The following is a 16,386-nucleotide window of genomic DNA, read 5'->3' on the forward strand; positions in this document are numbered from 1 at the left end:
CGATGCGAAGGTGATAATGTATATGAAGAAAATCTTGTCTATTTTACTAGCGTTTCTATTGTCAATTTCTTCCTCAGGAGTAATAACATCCCATGCAGAAGAACAAATACATATAGAGGCAGCTGCTGCACTTCTATTTGATGCAGATACAGGAAAAATACTGCATGAACAAAATCCAGATGAATTACTAGCTATCGCTAGTATGTCAAAATTAATTGTTGTTTATGCCGTATTAGAAGCAATTAAAGAAGGAAAAATTACTTGGGATACGAAAGTAAACATTTCTGATTACGCTTATGAAGTTTCACGTAATAATGAATTCTCTAACGTACCGTTCGAAAAGGGACGCCAATATACTGTAAGAGAATTATATCATTCTATCGTTATCTTCTCTGCGAATGGATCTAGTATTGCTTTAGCAGAATTACTTGCAGGCAGTGAGAAAAACTTCTTAAATCTTGCCAATGAACATGCAAAAAAACTAGGGTTAAAGAAATATAAATTTGTAAACGCTACTGGGTTGAATAACGCTGATTTAAAAGGGAAACATCCTGAAGGAACGGATCCGAATGGAGAAAACTCTATGTCAGCTCGTGATATGGGTATTCTTTCAAAAACAATTATTACAAAGTATCCAGAAATGCTAGAGGATACAAAGCAAAGATTTAGAAACTTCCCAGATAATCATCCGAAACCAATTCGTATGGAAAACTGGAACTGGATGTTACCAGGTGCTGCTTTTGCTTATGAAGGATCAGATGGTTTAAAAACAGGAAGTTCTGATACTGCTGGATATGGATTCACTATTACAGCAAAACGTGGTGATTTACGCCTTATTTCAGTTATTATTAAAACAAAATCAATGGATGAGCGTTTCACAGAATCTCGTGCATTAATTGAATATGGGTTTAATAACTTCGAAAAACAGAAATTAAAAGTAGATAAAAATAACAAAATTTCTGTAGTAAAAGGTAAAGAAGACTACGTAACAGTTGCACCAGAAAAAGAAGTGACAGTAGTTACTGCAAAAGGTAACAAAGCACCTTATAAAATTTCTACTGAAGCGGATAAGTCACTCGCTGAAGATGGACATTTAGTTGCTCCTATTAAGAAAGATGCAAAGGTCGGTTCCATCGTTTTAGAACCAACTGATAAATACGGATTTTTAGATGGAAATAAAAGTATGAAAGTTGCTGCAAAAACGACAGAAGAAGTAGAAAAAGCAAATTGGTTCGTATTAACAATGCGTTCCGTTGGTGATTTCTTCTCAAACTTATGGTCCAAAATATTTTAATGATAAAAAGCTAGCACACGCTAGCTTTTTTATTTTCCTCTCTCAATGTAAAACTTCGTTTGGTTGTCATATCCGAGTCCTTTTTCTCATACGTATGAACTAGTAATTGTTCCACACTTCATCTAGAAAAAACCTCTTTCCAAAGGGTATTCCAAAAAGAGAGGTGACACATAATGGGTGTTATCGCACATACAGAAGAAGATGTAAAGTTATTAGCTAGACTCATGCGTGCTGAAGCTGAAGGAGAAGGCCAACAAGGCATGCTAATGGTTGGAAATGTCGGTGTAAATCGTGTCCGAGGAAATTGTTTAGATTTTAAAAAGGTACGGAACTTACGTCAGATGGTTTATCAAAATCCTGGTGGTTTTGAAGCTACTCAAAAAGGGTATTTTTATCAACGAGCACGCGAACAAGACATTGCCTTAGCAAGACGGACCATTCAAGGACAACGTTTTTGGCCTGCAAATTTCGCTTTATGGTTTTTCAGACCTGAAGGTCCTTGCCCACCAACTTGGTATGACCAGCAAAACTCTGGACGGTTTAAAAAGCACTGCTTCTTCCAACCATCCGGTGAGGATTGTCCAAGCGTATATTAAGGAATGAAAATGAGGAGGGATTTTTGAATGGCACAGCAACAAAATCCATACTATGGAACAGGTTTTTATCAACCATCTGGAACTTATGTACAACCGCAACAAATGACCGCGCAGCAACAGCAACAACAGCAAGCGATGCAACAACAAGCTGCTCAGGCTCAATTGGCAGTTTCTCAAGGTATGTTACCACTAGAGCAATCGTATATTGAAAACATCCTTCGTTTAAACAAAGGTAAGCAGGCTACAGTTGTAATGACCTATGAACGTGGTAGTTCGCTTGGTACACAATCTTATACAGGGATCATCGAGGCAGCTGGCCGTGATCATATCGTAATTAGTGAACCAAAATCTGGAAAGCGCTATTTGCTACTAATGATCTACTTAGATTATGTAGAATTCCCAGGAGAAATTACGTATTTACCTGGCCAACAAGCAACTTATGCTCCAAGACCATAAAAAAAAGCTGGCAAATGCCAGCTTTTGTTTTTTATAACCCTTTTACAACTGCAGTTCCGACTAAAATCCACGCCACAATAAACGCTACACCACCGAGAGGTGTAATTGGGCCAAAGAATTTAATACCTGTTGTACTTAATGCATAAAGACTACCTGAGAACATAATAATCCCAGCTACCATAAGCCAACCCGCAGCGCTTAAAAGTGATGATTGCATTTTGTCCATTAATAGAGCGACTACAAATAAGCCACCTGCATGAAACATTTGATATGTAACGCCCGTCTTCCACACTTCTAACATTTTTGCAGAAATTTTATTTTCTAAACCATGTGCTCCAAAAGCCCCTAATGCAACAGATAATCCCGCTGCAATACAACCTAGTAAAAAGAAAATTTTCATCTTAATTCCCCTTTTTATTTTTATCATAAGCAATTTTCACATATAATCCAAACAATTTAATCCTTAAAAATCAAATAAAGAATTACCATTTGCACCTTCTTCTTTTATATACACAGGCTCTCCAGAAACTGGCATAACCGGTTGAACTGTTGTTATAGGCTGAGATCCGATTATTTGTGATTGAACTTGTGGTTCTCTATACGTAGAAGGCTCAACTTGTTCATCTAATAATAAATCACATAATGCACGCACAACTAATAAATGCTCTTTTGATTTTTGTCCTTCACTACTTTTTGCCTTTGCAATTTCACTCGCCATTTTATTTAAAACCTTATCGCTAGATACTTGCATTCCTTGTCACCTCTTACTTTGTAGTTCTTTCTCAAATTGCCCCAGTTTCTCCACTGAACCAAATACTATTATCATATCATGTTCTTGCAAGTTTTCCTGCCCTGTTGGATTATGGATAATATCCCCATCCCTTAAAATGGCCAAAATTGTTACATCAAACTGATTTCTCACATCGCTCTCTAATAACGATTTACCAATTAATATAGAATCTTTGCCAACTAAAATTTCTTCAATGACAAATGACTGTTCTACTCCATATAACACTGTATCAATATAATGAACTGTTAGCGGATTCGCAATACCTTTTGCGATATGAATTCCTGCCATACTAGATGGATTAATAACCTTATTTGCACCCGCGCGTCGTAATTTCTCTTCTGTTTCTGGCTTTTCAGCTCTCGCTACAATTTTAATTGCATCGTTCAGTCCTCTTGCTGTTAATGTAATAAATACATTTTCAGCATCGTTTGCTACGATAGCAACTAGACCCGCTGCCTTCGAAATTCCAGCGTTATGTAATACTTGATCTTCCGTTGCATCCCCATGTACATATAAAAGTTTTTCCTGCTCCAATATACTTTCATCTTTATCCACAACTACAAATGGAATTTTCTTTTCCTGCAATTCATGTACAACTTGAAGCCCTACTCTACCGCATCCACACACTATAATATGATTTTCTAACTGTGCTATTTGTTTATCCATCTTCTTCCTCCGCACTGCATGAAATAAATTCCCTTCAATAATCATAGCTGCTACTACCCCAATTGCATACGTAACGATACCGACGCCAATAGGTATAATAAGAAGAGCAAAAACTTTTCCCGCCTGCGTTACAGGAACCGCATCTCCATATCCAACAGTTAACACAGTAATCATCGTCATCCAAAATGCTTGAAATAAACTAATCTCTTCAATTGTCATAAATCCTAGTGTTCCTAGAATTACAACAAAAGTCATACATACAACTGCTATCCATAATTGCTTACGTGCACTCATATTATGTTTCAACTCTTTTCTCTATCTACAATCTTTGCCAGAGGAAATGAAATACGTATATACTAGAAACGGAATCTATGAAAGAGGTCGATATAATGAAGATATTTCTTTCTGCCTTGCAATGGGCACTATTTATTTTAGCTGGAAGTCTTATTGTACCAATTAGTGTCGCAACTAGTTACGGTCTTGATGGCGCTGAAGCCATCGCGTTTGTACAAAGAACATTATTTGTTCTCGGATTTGCTGGTCTCTTGCAAGCTATATTTGGGCATAAACTTCCCATTCAAGAAGGTCCTGCAGGCCTTTGGTGGGGAATTTTCTCCCTTTATGCAAGTTTAGGCGTCGTATTATTTGGATCAAGCAATGAAACACTTAAGGTCCTTCAATACGCTTTCCTATTAAGCGGAATCATTTGTATTATTCTTAGTGTTTTTGGACTTATTGATAAACTAGTTCGTTACTTTACACCGACAGTAATTGGAACATATTTATTCCTTCTTGTCGCACAACTTAGTGGCTCCTTCTTAAAAGGAATGTTTGGTCTTGATGGACAACACACAGAAGTACAGGCTAACGTATTTATTCTTTCACTCATTGTTATTTTACTATCTTTTTTCATTATGAAGCTACCTATTATTGGACAATATTCTGTTCTTTTCAGTATCGTCTGCGGCTGGATATTATTCGCGTGCTTCGGATTATCTAATCCAGTAACACCTGTGACAGATATAATTCGTCTTCCATCTCTATTTGTTTTCGGAATGCCTCGCATTGAATGGAACATGGCAATTACGGTAGTTTTCGTCACACTATTACTTCTAACAAATATGTTAGCAAGTATTCGCGTTGTACAAAAGGTTGTTTCTAAATATGAAAAAGATGCCGCTCCAGATCGCTTCAAACAAGCTGGCATTATAACAGGAATAAATCAATTACTCGGCGGCCTATTTTCAGCCATTGGTCCTGTTGCCATTTCTGGATCAGCAGGATTTATCGCAACGACAAATATTTATAAACGCCTTCCATTTATGTTAGGGTCAAGCTTTATCATTCTTGTTAGTATATTCCCAAAGATTACTTCATTCTTTGCAGCAATCCCCGTTGCAGTTGGGTATGCTGCGATTTATCCTGTATTTGCAAGCATGATTGGTCTCGCTTTTCGCGAATATAACACTGTACAAAATAAAGAACAATTATTTAAAGTAGCAGGTCTTTCAATATTTACAGGAGTGGGAGTTATGTTCATTCCGGCAGGAGCATTTTCTACGCTACCACCATTTTTAGCATCATTTTTAAGTAACGGTCTTGTTCTCGGATCCGTAATGGCTATTTTGCTGGAAATACTATTTTCTCGTTCGAACGAAAAGCAACTATCGTAAATTGGAAAACTTCCATTATTGCACTCTACCTTTAGAGTTGTTACGATAATGATAAATTATCATGGGCAACACGCTCATGATAATTTATACTAACAATGCAGAACCTTTCTGATTTTCATGAAAAGAGGTTCGATGTCTTACTATATATATTCCCCAATATCTTCATAAAAATTTATTTCTATTCCAACAAAGAGAGGAATTTTCTATATGACTTATAAAATGATTGTTTTAGATTTAGATGATACTTTATTACGTGATGACCATACTATTTCACCTCGCACGAAAGAGGCTTTAATGACAGCACAAGAGCAAGGGGTTAAAGTTGTACTGGCTTCTGGACGTCCAACGTTTGGTATGCGCAATGTAGCTAAAGAACTTCGTTTAGAAGAATACGGTAGTTTCATTCTATCTTTTAATGGCGCAAAAATTATTAACTGTAAAACAAACGAAGAAATCTTTAGTAGTACGCTATCTCCTGAAATCGTTCACAACCTATTTGAAATTAGTAAAACTGAAGACGTATGGATTCATACTTATATTGGCGATGATATCGTAACAGAAGAAAATAATCCTTATACTGAAATTGAGGGCGATATTACTGGTATGCCAATTGTTGTAGTAGATGAGTTTAAAGCTGCTGTAACAGAACCTGTAGTAAAAGTATTAATGAACAAAGAAGCTGAACGCCTTGTTGAAGTAGAAAAGAAACTACAAAAACAACTAGAAGGACAATTAAGCGTTATGCGCTCTAAACCATTCTTCTTAGAATTTACTGAATATGGTGTTACAAAAGGAACAAGCCTAAACCAACTAATCCAAAAACTTGGGATTAAGCGCGAGGAAGTTATCGCAATGGGCGATAGCTATAACGACCAAGCAATGATCGAATTCGCTGGTCTTGGTGTTGCAATGGGCAATGCGCCAGATGATATTAAAGAAATTGCAAACTATGTAACAGATACAAATATGAACGACGGTGTTGCAAAAGTTGTAGAGAAGTTCGTACTAAAAAGAGAAGCACTTGTTTAATATTTTCACTCATAAAACCTATTTGAAGTCAAACACTTCAAATAGGTTTTTATTTAAATTCTCATGCTTTTGTGACTATATTTTGAACTTTGCACTATTCTCGTAGTGTAAACTTTCTTTTTGTATATAATGAAACAAAATAGACTATTTTATTTTGAAAAAGAATACAAATTTACTATAAACAAGCATACGTTAAAGGAGGCTACTTTACATGTTATCTACACCAATCGGACGATTAAGAGCAATTGGACTCGTTGAGGGGATTTCTTTCCTACTACTATTATTTGTAGCAATGCCATTGAAATATTTCGCAGGATTTGCAACAGCTGTTAAAATTACAGGCATGGCTCATGGCGTTTTATTTATTCTATTCATCTTTGCAGTAATTCAAGTAACAATCGTACACCGCAAATCAATTTTATGGGCACTTGGGGCATTCGTTTCATCAGTTATCCCATTCGGTACTTTTGTACTAGATGCAAAACTAAAGAACGAACAACAATAATAAAAAGGTAGTTAACGACTGTTAACTACCTTTTCTATTTATAAATTTGGAATTTCCCAATCAATTTCTCTTTCGCCCATATTAGCTAAAATTGTATTTACTTTAGAGTACGGCTTACTACCAAAGAAACCTCGTCTTGCCGATAATGGACTTGGGTGTACAGACTCGATAATATGATGATTTGTATTCGTAATTAACTTCTTCTTCGCCTGTGCATGACGTCCCCACAATATGAAAATAACTGGTTTTTCACGATCATTTAATAACTCGATTACGCGATCTGTGAAATGCTCCCATCCTTTTCTCTTATGAGAATTCGCCTCACCTTGACGAACCGTTAACACAGTATTTAATAATAAAACTCCTTGCTCCGCCCACTTTACTAAATAACCGTTATTCGGAATTTCATAACCATATTCATCTCGAAGTTCTTTATACATATTTAACAATGAAGGTGGTGTTTTAATACCAGGTTGTACAGAAAAACTTAAACCATGCGCTTGATTCGGCCCATGATATGGATCCTGTCCTAAAATGACAACCTTTGTATTTGCATAGCTTGTATACTGAAGAGCGTTAAAAATATCTTCTACCTTTGGATAAATCACATGCTCCTCATACTCTTCTTTTAAAAAGTTAGCTAAATTTTGATAGTATTCTTTCTCAAATTCTGGCCCCAGTAATGGTCCCCAATCATTCTGCAAAATGTTTTCCATACTTTCACTTCCTGTCCAATTAATTCACCATATCCTGCCTTGTAAATACTACAAACGAAATAATAAGGGAAACAACTGCCCAAACAGTTAAATTCATTAAAGAAAATCCCATCGATAAACCTTGTAATGCAGGTAATTTTCCTGATAAATAATCCGTTAACGTTAAGTTCACACTAAAAATATATTTCGCGCCTTCCCAAGATGTTGCGAATGAGCTTAAAATGCCTCCTGCAATTAATGCGGCTAGCATAACGCCCATACCAGCTGGTGTATTACGAATTAAAACCGAGACCATAAATGATATAGTTCCGACAACGATAGCAACAAACCAAGCTAATCCATACGCCATTAAGATGTATTGCCACTGCGGAATAAGATGTACAAAATTCGTATTTAATGTCTCCTTATCAATGACGAATCCTGTTAAAACAGGCAAGTTCCATCCAGAGTATCCAAATACAAGCCCAGATAATGCGTAAGCAAACAAACCTACAAGAAGCAGTATGAGTGAAATGAAAAATAACATCGTCACGTATTTACTAAGAAGTATTTTCCAGCGCCGGATTGGCCGCGTAAGTAACATCTTCATCGTCCCATCACTTCGTTCTCCTGAAACAATATCAATAGCGACAATCATTACAAGAAGCGGAATAAATAATGTAATTCCTTGCTCAATAAATGCCCTTACAAAAGTCGGTGCGCCCGGCGCCATCGGGTTAATATCATGATCTAAATAATATTGTTGTTGTTCCACTCTTACCTTTAGCCAATCACGCCATTCTTCTGGCAATCTAGAGTTATTCAAACGGTTCTGTGAATCAACAATTTGTTGTTGTAATGAAACTTTCCAATCCGTTGTACCGAGTCTTTTTTGCGTCCTTTCTATTTCACGATACTGAGCATACACAAAAAGTGGGATCAAAATTGCTAAAATAAGCATGACAACAAAAATACGTTTTTTACGATAGATTTTCTCCGATTCATTTAAAACTAGATTCGCAAATTCACGCATGCTGCTCACCCCTTGTGAGTTCAATAAATAAATCTTCTAGCGTAAATACCAGTTCCTTAACGCTATGCACATCTATCCCATTTTCTACAAAGAGTTTATTCCAACTACTTATAGATGCAATATCCATGCGGCATAGTAATCGATCACCTTCTATACTTACTTCCCTTACTTCCCTTACTTCCTCAGCATCTTCAAGCATATTTTTTGCCTTAGAGATCGGTGTAACAATCCATTCTACACGATCACTTGCTGTTTTAATTAACTCTTCAACCTTGGCAACTGTTATCATTTTCCCTTTATGAATAATAGCAACACGATCGCATATCATTTGTACTTCACTTAGCAAGTGACTTGAAATAAACACACTCATATTTTCTTCTTTCACAAGCTTATGTATAAATTCCCTAAGTTCTCTAATTCCAGCTGGGTCTAAACCATTTGTTGGCTCATCTAATATGAGCAATTTGGGATTTCCAAGAAGTGCCTGGGCAATTCCAAGGCGCTGCTTCATACCGAGTGAGTATGTCTTTACCTTGTCGTGAATTCTTTCGTCCAAATGAACCATTTGAGCAATTTCAAGAATACGTTCATCTGATATATTACCTAGCATACGGGCAAATTGTTTTAAATTTTCCCATCCAGTTAAATATGTATACAGTTCTGGGTTTTCAACGATACTCCCTATTTGACGCATCGCTTCTCTGAAATTTTCCTTAATCGAATAACCACCGATAGAAATCGTACCCTCTGTTTCTTTAATCAATCCAACTAACATTCGAATTGTAGTCGTTTTTCCGGCACCATTCGGCCCTAGGAAGCCAAACACTTCCCCTTGTTTTACATCGAAGGAAATATTCTCTACAATTGTCTTCTTTCCAATTACCTTCTTCACGTCTCGTACGGAAAGTATCGTCGTCATTTTATCCCTCCTTGTTCTAGTTTTAATTTACTCACAACATTTTGAACTAATCGGTCTGCCATATATGTATACCCTACTTCATTCGGATGAAAATGATCGGAGTATAATAATTCTTTCCCACGATTTTGGAATAGATCAAATGTCGGTGTAATATATACATTTTTATCATTTAGCGCTAATTTTTCTAAAGATGCATTCCAGTCTACAACGATGTTTGAAGAACCTTTTAAATCTTCTACATCTTCAAAAGGATTGTATAAACCAAGCCAAAAAATAGGGCTATCTGTATTTAACTTACGAATTTCTTCTATTATTTTCTTCGCTTCATTTTGGAACGTCGCTGTATCAGGACGGTATGTTTCTAAATCTATCTTTCCAAGCGATTCCCAGCCAGGAAATAAATCATTTCCTCCAATTGTTAAAACGATTACATCTGCTTGCTTAATTGAATATTGAGCGCCACTACTCTCAATTTGTTTTAATAAGTCGGGCATCTTTGCACCACTAACAGCTAAGTTTGTTAATGCAACCTTTTGCTTATAATCTTTTTGTAAATCCTCTTTCATACGCCCAATATAGCCAATTCCTTCTTTATCACCAACACCACGTGTTAATGAATCACCTAAACTAACTATTTGTAATGTTCCCGTTTTCTTTTTCTCTTTTGCCACTACATCGGTCTTTTTTATTAAATTTGAAGCTTTCGGATTTAATACATCGTTTACACCTGAAACAAAGCCATATGCAAATAAACAGAAAGATGCAATTGTAATGAGTAGAATTACTTTTACTACTTTTGATCTCATATCAAAACCCCTTTTAGCCCTCATAGATTGTCCATAATTATACCAAACGCAATTTTGAAAAGCGATTTTCACACCTTCTCCATTAAGTCGTTTCTCTATCCACTAACTCTGGTAATAACTCTATATGCTTCACATCTAATTTCTCTTCATTAATCTTTTCATATAATAATTCAAACGCTTTTATCCCAACATTTTTACTAGGATGCGAAATCGTTGTTATACCTAATATATCTGCCACTTCTTGATCATCACATCCGATAACCGTAATATCTTCTGGCATTCGAATTCCTTGTTTTTTCGCTTCTGTTACCATTCCCGCAGCAATATGGTTACAGGATACAAGAAACGCCGTCGGTTTTACAGACATACGAGCCCATTCTCTGACTACATTACGTCCATCTTCCACTGTAAAACAGCCTTTAAACTTCCAGGCTTCTAACGGTTTTACGGCAATCTGTTGAAGCGAATCCTCATACGCCTGTTTTCTTCTTTGACTATTAATGCTATTACTTCTTCCAATGCAATATCCAATGCGTGTATGGCCGGTATCTATTAAGCTTTTCATACCGCGCGAAAAAACTTTATAGTAATCAATATGTACACCTGAAATGTATTTTGAATCTATTTCTTCACACATAACAATTGGACCAAATTTCGTATATTCTTCAAGCTTCTCCTTACTATTTGCCCTGGAACATATAATAACCCCATCAAGCTTTTTCATTTTTAACATATTCAGAATTTCTAATTCTCTTTCCTCACTATAATTCGTCTGACAAAGCATCATATTATAATTTTTCTGTGCCGTTTCCTTTGATATTCCCTCAATAATAGCGCTATAATATTGATCATTTACATGCGGCAATAAAACACCGATTACATTTGTTTTTCCTTTCACTAAATGAATCGCATTTACATTTTGCGTATAATTTAATTCTTCTATAATTGCTAAAATTTCTTTTCGTTTCTGTTCATTTACGTACGGATGATTATTAAGTACACGTGAAACTGTTGAAACAGATACCCCAGCGAGTTCAGCAATCTTTCTTATATTCGTCATCTCATTTTCCTCTTCTCACAAAAATTCTCCCTTGACCTGGTAAGCTTTTCACAATATATCCTATCCTAGCAAATACATTTTGAAAGGATATACAACTATGCTTCGATTCAAATTAGAATATATATTTTTCATTGGCGGTTTACTCATTCTCGCCATCGGTATTAATATGATGACGACAATTACTTCCTTTGGACTTAGCCCTTATGATTCCTTCTTTATTGCACTATATCAAAATTTCGGCATAAGTATTGGTTTTTGGATTTTCATGATTAACTTTGTTTTTACCCTTATCGTACTCTTTTGGGACAAAAAACAAATTACAATCGGCACAATTGTAACGATGATTCTTATTTCTCTTTTTGTTGATTGGGTTGGTTCTATTACGACCATTATGAACATTATCCGCTCTCTTCCAAAATATATAACACTTATTTGCGGAAATCTATTCATCGGAGCCGGAATCGGCCTTTACGTCTCTACAAACCTTTGCGCGGCACCTCAAGAGGCTTTCGTTTTAACTGTTGCTGAGAAAAAGAAATGGACATTTAGAAGAACAGAAATTTCATTAGCTTTTTTATTTTTAACATTAAGCTTCTTATTGGATGGGCCAATCTATTTTGGAACAATTATCTTATCCTTTACAACAGGTTGGATTATTCAAGCATTTATTCAAATTGGTACGCAAATTTTAAATAGAAAAAAACCTATTAAGCAAGCCGCTTAATAGGTTTTTTCATTTTATTAGAAGAGATACTACTTAGCATCTCCTTCAATTCGATAGTTTGCTTTCAAACAATCTATTTCTTCATACGATTGCAATGTATGTAGAATGTAATCGTAATCTGCAAGAGAAGCACGATGCGTTACAATTACGATTTCTGCTTTCCCTTTCTCTTCAAGCGGCATTTGAATAATCTTTTCAAAGCTAACACCGCGCTCTGAGAACAATGACGTGATTTTTGCGAACACACCAATTTCATCTTTCACATGCAGTCTTAAAAACTTTTTCACAACAATTTCATCTGGCTCTTTTAATACTTTTTTATACTGAGGAGATACCGCACTATTTCCGTTTACACCTAACCTAATATTTTGCATTACAGCAACTAGATCCGAAACAACAGCTGTCGCTGTCGGTAAGCTTCCTGCTCCCGGTCCATAAAACATCGTTTCTCCTACCGCTTCACCATACACATACACAGCGTTATATTCATTTTGTACTGCCGCAAGAGGATGTGCATTTGGAAGTAAAGTTGGTTCAACTGTAACCTCTAATTTTTCACCATCTCGCTTTGCAAGACCAATTAATTTAATTGTATAGCCTAAGCTCTTACTATATTCAATATCTTCTGCTGTAATAGAAGTAATTCCTTTTACCTTCACATCTCCAAGCTCTACATTTGTAGAGAAACCGAGAGTAGCCAAAATCGTCATTTTCCTTGCTGCATCTAAACCTTCTACGTCTGATGTTGGATCTGCTTCTGCAAATCCAAGCTGCTGAGCTTCTTTTAACACGTCGTTATATGCTCTCCCTTCGTCTGACATTTTCGTCAAAATAAAATTTGTCGTTCCATTTACAATTCCCATTACTTTCGTAATAAGATCTGAAGAAAGTCCTTCTACGATGCTTCGTAAAATCGGAATTCCTCCGGCTACACTTGCTTCATAAAACAGATCCGCCTTATTATCCTTTGCTACCGCTAATAATTCCGCTCCGTGTAACGCCATTAAATCTTTATTTGCAGTCACAACGTGCTTCCCACTTTGTAAAGCTTGTAAAATATATGCTTTTGCATCATCAATGCCGCCCATTACTTCGATGACAACATCAATATTAGGATTATCTAAAATTTCATTCACATCTTGTGTTAATAGAGTAGAAGATACCTCGACCTCCCTCTCCTTCTCAATGTTTTGCACTAACACTTTCGTTACTTTCACTGGACAACCTACTTGGTGTATAAGTCGTTCTTGATGATCTGTAATAATACGAACTACACCGCTACCAACTGTCCCAAGACCTAATAACCCCACTTGAATTTCTTTCATAATACTGTCCACCCCTCAAAATTGTGTTTAGATGAATTATATAGACGAAAAATCTGAAAAACAATGAATTTAGAACATTCGGAAAAATAAAGGTTAATCTTTACAAGGAAAACGCCACCACGTGTTACACAATCTTTCTTTACAATACATAAGGGGTTTCTTGATACACGTAATAATTCAACCAATTAGAGAATAATAAATTCCCATGACTTCTCCACCTAACAAGCGGCTTCTCATCTGGATTATTATGTTTAAAGTAATTTCTTGGCACATCAATATTTAATCCTTTTTGACGGTCACGTTCGTATTCTTGCTTTAACGTATCACAACTATATTCACTATGTCCGAGTGCGAAAACTTGCCGTCCCTCTTGCCCAATAACAAGATGAACACCCGCTTCTTCAGAATTGGCTAATAACGTTAATTCTTTTACGGTTTCAATATCGCTCTCTCGTACTTCTGTATGACGAGAATGCGGAGCAAAAAATACTTCATCAAACCCTTGTAACAATTTCACATGTTGCTCACGAACCTCATGTTCAAATACACCAAACATTTTTTCCGCAAGAGGATACTTCGGCACACCATAGTGATAATACAAACCCGCTTGTGCCCCCCAGCAAATATGAAGCGTAGATGTTACATTCCTTTTTGAGTACTCCATAATACGTCCAAGCTCTTCCCAATAATCTACTTCTTCAAAAGAAAGAGTTTCAACTGGGGCCCCTGTAATAATGAGTCCATCAAATTTTTCATTCTCAATATCACGGAATGTTTTATAGAAGCTCGTTAAATGGTCCTGCGCTACATTACGAGACAGATGCGATTCCATATGAAGTAAATGAACATCTAATTGCAACGGTGTATTTCCAATTAAACGAAGTAATTGCGCCTCTGTTTCTTGCTTTGTAGGCATTAAATTTAATATAGCAATTTTCAAAGCACGTATATCTTGTGTTACTGCTCGCTCCTTCGTCATTACAAAAATATTTTCCTTCTGCAATACTTTGCGAGCTGGTAAATCTTTATCAATTATGATCGGCATGTTGTTTGCCTCCGACTAGCGCCGCTTCTAAATCTGCAATAATATCAGCAACATCTTCTATACCGACCGATAAACGGATTAAATCCGATGTAACGCCAGCTAAACGCTGATTTTCTGCGCTTAACTGTCTGTGCGTCGTACTAGCAGGATGTATGACGCAAGTTCTTGCATCAGCTACATGCGTTACAAGAGTTGCCAGTTTTACATTTGCGATAAATTCTTTTGCTGCTTCTAATCCGCCTTTAATACCGAAAGTTAAAACTCCACTAGCACCTTTTTTCAAATACTTTTGTGCTAACGAGTAATTTTCATTACTATCTAATCCCGGATAATTCACCCACTCAATACGATCATGATTAGCAAGCCACTTAGCAACTGCAAGAGCATTTTCACTATGACGCTCCATTCGTAAATGCAATGTTTCCAGACCAATGTTGCTAATATATGCATTGAATGGGCTCATACAGTTTCCATAGTCTCTTAATAACTGAACGCGTGCTTTCACAATATAAGCTGCTGCTCCAAAATTTTGAACATAACTCACACCGTGATAACTCGGATCAGGTTCAACAAGCTCAGGATATTTTCCATTTGTCCAATCAAAGTTCCCTCCGTCAATAACAATGCCGCCTAAAGAGCTTGCATGACCATCGATATATTTCGTCGTTGAATGAACGATAATGTTTGCCCCATGTTCAAACGCCTGGCATAAATAAGGCGTCGCTAATGTATTGTCAACGATAAAAGGTACTTCTAATTCTTTTGCTGCCGCTGAAAGTTCTTTGAAATTCAAAACGTTCATTGCTGGATTTCCTAGCGATTCTGCATAAACGAGTTTTGTCTTATCGTTAGCAAGTGCCGCAATTTCATCTGCTGTTAAATTGGGATTAAAGAACGTAACATCAATGCCAAGCTTACGTAAACTTACTCCAAATAAATTAAATGTTCCCCCGTAAACTGTTGAAGAACAAAGAAGGTGATCTCCACTACTACAAATATTTAAAACTGCTAGCATAATAGCCGCCTGCCCAGAAGCTGTCGCAACAGCCCCTACACCGCCTTCTAAATCTGATAACTTTTGCTCAAATGCAGCTAAAGTAGGATTTCCAATACGCGTATATATATATCCTTCTGCCTCTAAATTAAATAGTGCCGCTAAATCATCCGAAGTATCGTATTTATACGTTGTACTTTGATAAAGTGGCAAAACACGCGGCTCACCATTTTTTGGCGTATAGCCACCTTGCACACAAATTGTTCCTTTTCCCCATGATTCTCCCATCTCTCATTCTCCTTTCTTTTATACAAAATAAAAAACTGCCCCTTTCCTGAAAACAAGAAAGGAGCAGTTTGAAAACACGCTCTAAAGGCTCTTTCTTATCTCTCAGGATTATTACCTGCAGGATTTGGCACAATTCCGTTATACGGCTGTTGCCAAGGTTTCATCGGGCCTGTCCCTCCACCTTTTCTTGATAAGACTATGCAATTACCGTTGATTTTATAGCAATAATTTCCTGATGTCAATCAGTTTTTCTGAATGTTCTAAATTAAATGCGAAAACTTTAATATAAACAACAAAAGAAATATATTCCATATTCATTTAAAAAAGACCTTTTAAAAACCTCGATCAATATATAGAATTAAATAAGTAGTTTAGACGTATAGGTTCAAGATTCTCACGCTTATTCAATATATTGAATAAGCCAACCTCTCAAAAAGATACTATATATATCAATTCATTTCACACTAGCATATTTAATCCTTTCTACA

The 16,386-nt window shown here is 36.3% G+C and carries 18 protein-coding genes and 1 riboswitch; of the genes, 7 read left to right on the top strand and 11 right to left on the bottom strand.

Translation table 11 applies throughout. From position 1 onward, the window contains the following. Positions 1 to 16 precede the first annotated feature (16 nt). The 3 genes from BAU23_RS15015 to gerQ all read left to right on the top strand — a co-directional run bounded on the left by BAU23_RS15015 (position 17) and on the right by gerQ (position 2,346). Entirely contained in the window at positions 17 to 1,294 is a 1,278-nt protein-coding gene (locus tag BAU23_RS15015; RefSeq protein WP_116733298.1) for a serine hydrolase, read from the top strand. 173 nt (positions 1,295 to 1,467) lie between these two features. Then, positions 1,468 to 1,890, top strand: coding sequence for a cell wall hydrolase CwlJ (gene cwlJ / locus BAU23_RS15020; protein ID WP_000538152.1), 423 nt, complete (start codon positions 1,468 to 1,470; stop codon positions 1,888 to 1,890). Positions 1,891 to 1,917: 27 nt separating this feature from the next. Beyond that, the gene (gene gerQ, locus BAU23_RS15025) at positions 1,918 to 2,346 is read left to right on the top strand and encodes a spore coat protein GerQ (protein ID WP_000068640.1); all 429 of its coding nucleotides are present in this window, start codon (positions 1,918 to 1,920) and stop codon (positions 2,344 to 2,346) included. Positions 2,347 to 2,377: 31 nt separating this feature from the next. Here the strand turns inward: gerQ and BAU23_RS15030 are convergent, their stop codons facing one another. The 3 genes from BAU23_RS15030 to BAU23_RS15040 all read right to left on the bottom strand — a co-directional run bounded on the left by BAU23_RS15030 (position 2,378) and on the right by BAU23_RS15040 (position 4,096). Continuing rightward, the gene (locus BAU23_RS15030; RefSeq protein ID WP_000688314.1) at positions 2,378 to 2,746 is read right to left on the bottom strand and encodes a DUF423 domain-containing protein; all 369 of its coding nucleotides are present in this window, start codon (positions 2,744 to 2,746) and stop codon (positions 2,378 to 2,380) included. A gap of 63 nt (positions 2,747 to 2,809) precedes the next feature. Further along, complete coding sequence (locus BAU23_RS15035) at positions 2,810 to 3,097, bottom strand: YwdI family protein (protein WP_001198367.1); 288 nt, start codon at positions 3,095 to 3,097, stop codon at positions 2,810 to 2,812. A gap of 6 nt (positions 3,098 to 3,103) precedes the next feature. Continuing rightward, positions 3,104 to 4,096, bottom strand: a complete 993-nt coding sequence (locus BAU23_RS15040) for a potassium channel family protein (RefSeq protein WP_071734747.1) — start codon at positions 4,094 to 4,096, stop codon at positions 3,104 to 3,106. A gap of 95 nt (positions 4,097 to 4,191) precedes the next feature. Here BAU23_RS15040 and BAU23_RS15045 point away from each other — a divergent pair, with 95 nt between their 5' ends. From BAU23_RS15045 to BAU23_RS15055, 3 genes are all read left to right on the top strand, one after another. Further along, positions 4,192 to 5,475, top strand: coding sequence for a purine/pyrimidine permease (locus BAU23_RS15045; protein ID WP_000688893.1), 1,284 nt, complete (start codon positions 4,192 to 4,194; stop codon positions 5,473 to 5,475). A gap of 207 nt (positions 5,476 to 5,682) precedes the next feature. Further along, the gene (locus tag BAU23_RS15050; RefSeq protein ID WP_000221378.1) at positions 5,683 to 6,504 is read left to right on the top strand and encodes a Cof-type HAD-IIB family hydrolase; all 822 of its coding nucleotides are present in this window, start codon (positions 5,683 to 5,685) and stop codon (positions 6,502 to 6,504) included. Between the two features lie 211 nt (positions 6,505 to 6,715). Further along, positions 6,716 to 7,009, top strand: coding sequence for a DUF3817 domain-containing protein (locus tag BAU23_RS15055; RefSeq protein ID WP_000953396.1), 294 nt, complete (start codon positions 6,716 to 6,718; stop codon positions 7,007 to 7,009). Positions 7,010 to 7,047: 38 nt separating this feature from the next. Here the strand turns inward: BAU23_RS15055 and BAU23_RS15060 are convergent, their stop codons facing one another. From BAU23_RS15060 to BAU23_RS15080, 5 genes are read right to left on the bottom strand one after another with little or no spacing between them, the layout of a single operon-like run. Further along, complete coding sequence (locus tag BAU23_RS15060) at positions 7,048 to 7,725, bottom strand: uracil-DNA glycosylase (RefSeq protein WP_071734748.1); 678 nt, start codon at positions 7,723 to 7,725, stop codon at positions 7,048 to 7,050. A gap of 19 nt (positions 7,726 to 7,744) precedes the next feature. After that, positions 7,745 to 8,737, bottom strand: a complete 993-nt coding sequence (locus tag BAU23_RS15065; RefSeq protein WP_071734749.1) for an ABC transporter permease subunit — start codon at positions 8,735 to 8,737, stop codon at positions 7,745 to 7,747. After that, positions 8,730 to 9,656, bottom strand: a complete 927-nt coding sequence (locus BAU23_RS15070) for an ABC transporter ATP-binding protein (protein WP_071734750.1) — start codon at positions 9,654 to 9,656, stop codon at positions 8,730 to 8,732. Before BAU23_RS15070 ends, BAU23_RS15065 begins: the two co-directional genes overlap by 8 nt. Then, positions 9,653 to 10,534 carry an SGNH/GDSL hydrolase family protein gene (locus BAU23_RS15075; RefSeq protein WP_116733299.1) on the bottom strand — a complete coding sequence of 294 codons (882 nt, stop codon included), beginning with the start codon at positions 10,532 to 10,534 and terminating at the stop codon, positions 9,653 to 9,655. Before BAU23_RS15075 ends, BAU23_RS15070 begins: the two co-directional genes overlap by 4 nt. 10 nt (positions 10,535 to 10,544) lie before the next feature. Further along, on the bottom strand, positions 10,545 to 11,522 hold the full coding sequence (locus tag BAU23_RS15080) for a LacI family DNA-binding transcriptional regulator (protein WP_071734752.1): 978 nt from the start codon (positions 11,520 to 11,522) through the stop codon (positions 10,545 to 10,547). Positions 11,523 to 11,619: 97 nt separating this feature from the next. Between BAU23_RS15080 and BAU23_RS15085 the strand changes: the two genes are divergently transcribed. Then, positions 11,620 to 12,246: a YczE/YyaS/YitT family protein gene (locus BAU23_RS15085; RefSeq protein WP_071734753.1), complete on the top strand. Its 627-nt coding sequence runs from the start codon at positions 11,620 to 11,622 to the stop codon at positions 12,244 to 12,246. Between the two features lie 29 nt (positions 12,247 to 12,275). Here BAU23_RS15085 and BAU23_RS15090 read toward each other — a convergent pair whose 3' ends face one another. The 3 genes from BAU23_RS15090 to BAU23_RS15100 form a co-directional block, all read right to left on the bottom strand. Continuing rightward, positions 12,276 to 13,571, bottom strand: coding sequence for a homoserine dehydrogenase (locus BAU23_RS15090; protein WP_000659116.1), 1,296 nt, complete (start codon positions 13,569 to 13,571; stop codon positions 12,276 to 12,278). Between the two features lie 139 nt (positions 13,572 to 13,710). Continuing rightward, positions 13,711 to 14,616 carry a homoserine O-acetyltransferase MetA gene (gene metA, locus BAU23_RS15095; RefSeq protein ID WP_001121549.1) on the bottom strand — a complete coding sequence of 302 codons (906 nt, stop codon included), beginning with the start codon at positions 14,614 to 14,616 and terminating at the stop codon, positions 13,711 to 13,713. Further along, positions 14,600 to 15,898, bottom strand: coding sequence for a bifunctional O-acetylhomoserine aminocarboxypropyltransferase/cysteine synthase (locus BAU23_RS15100; protein WP_000504774.1), 1,299 nt, complete (start codon positions 15,896 to 15,898; stop codon positions 14,600 to 14,602). Before BAU23_RS15100 ends, metA begins: the two co-directional genes overlap by 17 nt. A gap of 92 nt (positions 15,899 to 15,990) precedes the next feature. Beyond that, positions 15,991 to 16,095, bottom strand: a riboswitch (SAM riboswitch). Positions 16,096 to 16,386 lie beyond the last annotated feature (291 nt).

The sequence above is a fragment of the Bacillus nitratireducens genome, from assembly GCF_001884135.1.
Classification (GTDB): Bacteria; Bacillota; Bacilli; order Bacillales; family Bacillaceae_G; genus Bacillus_A; species Bacillus_A nitratireducens.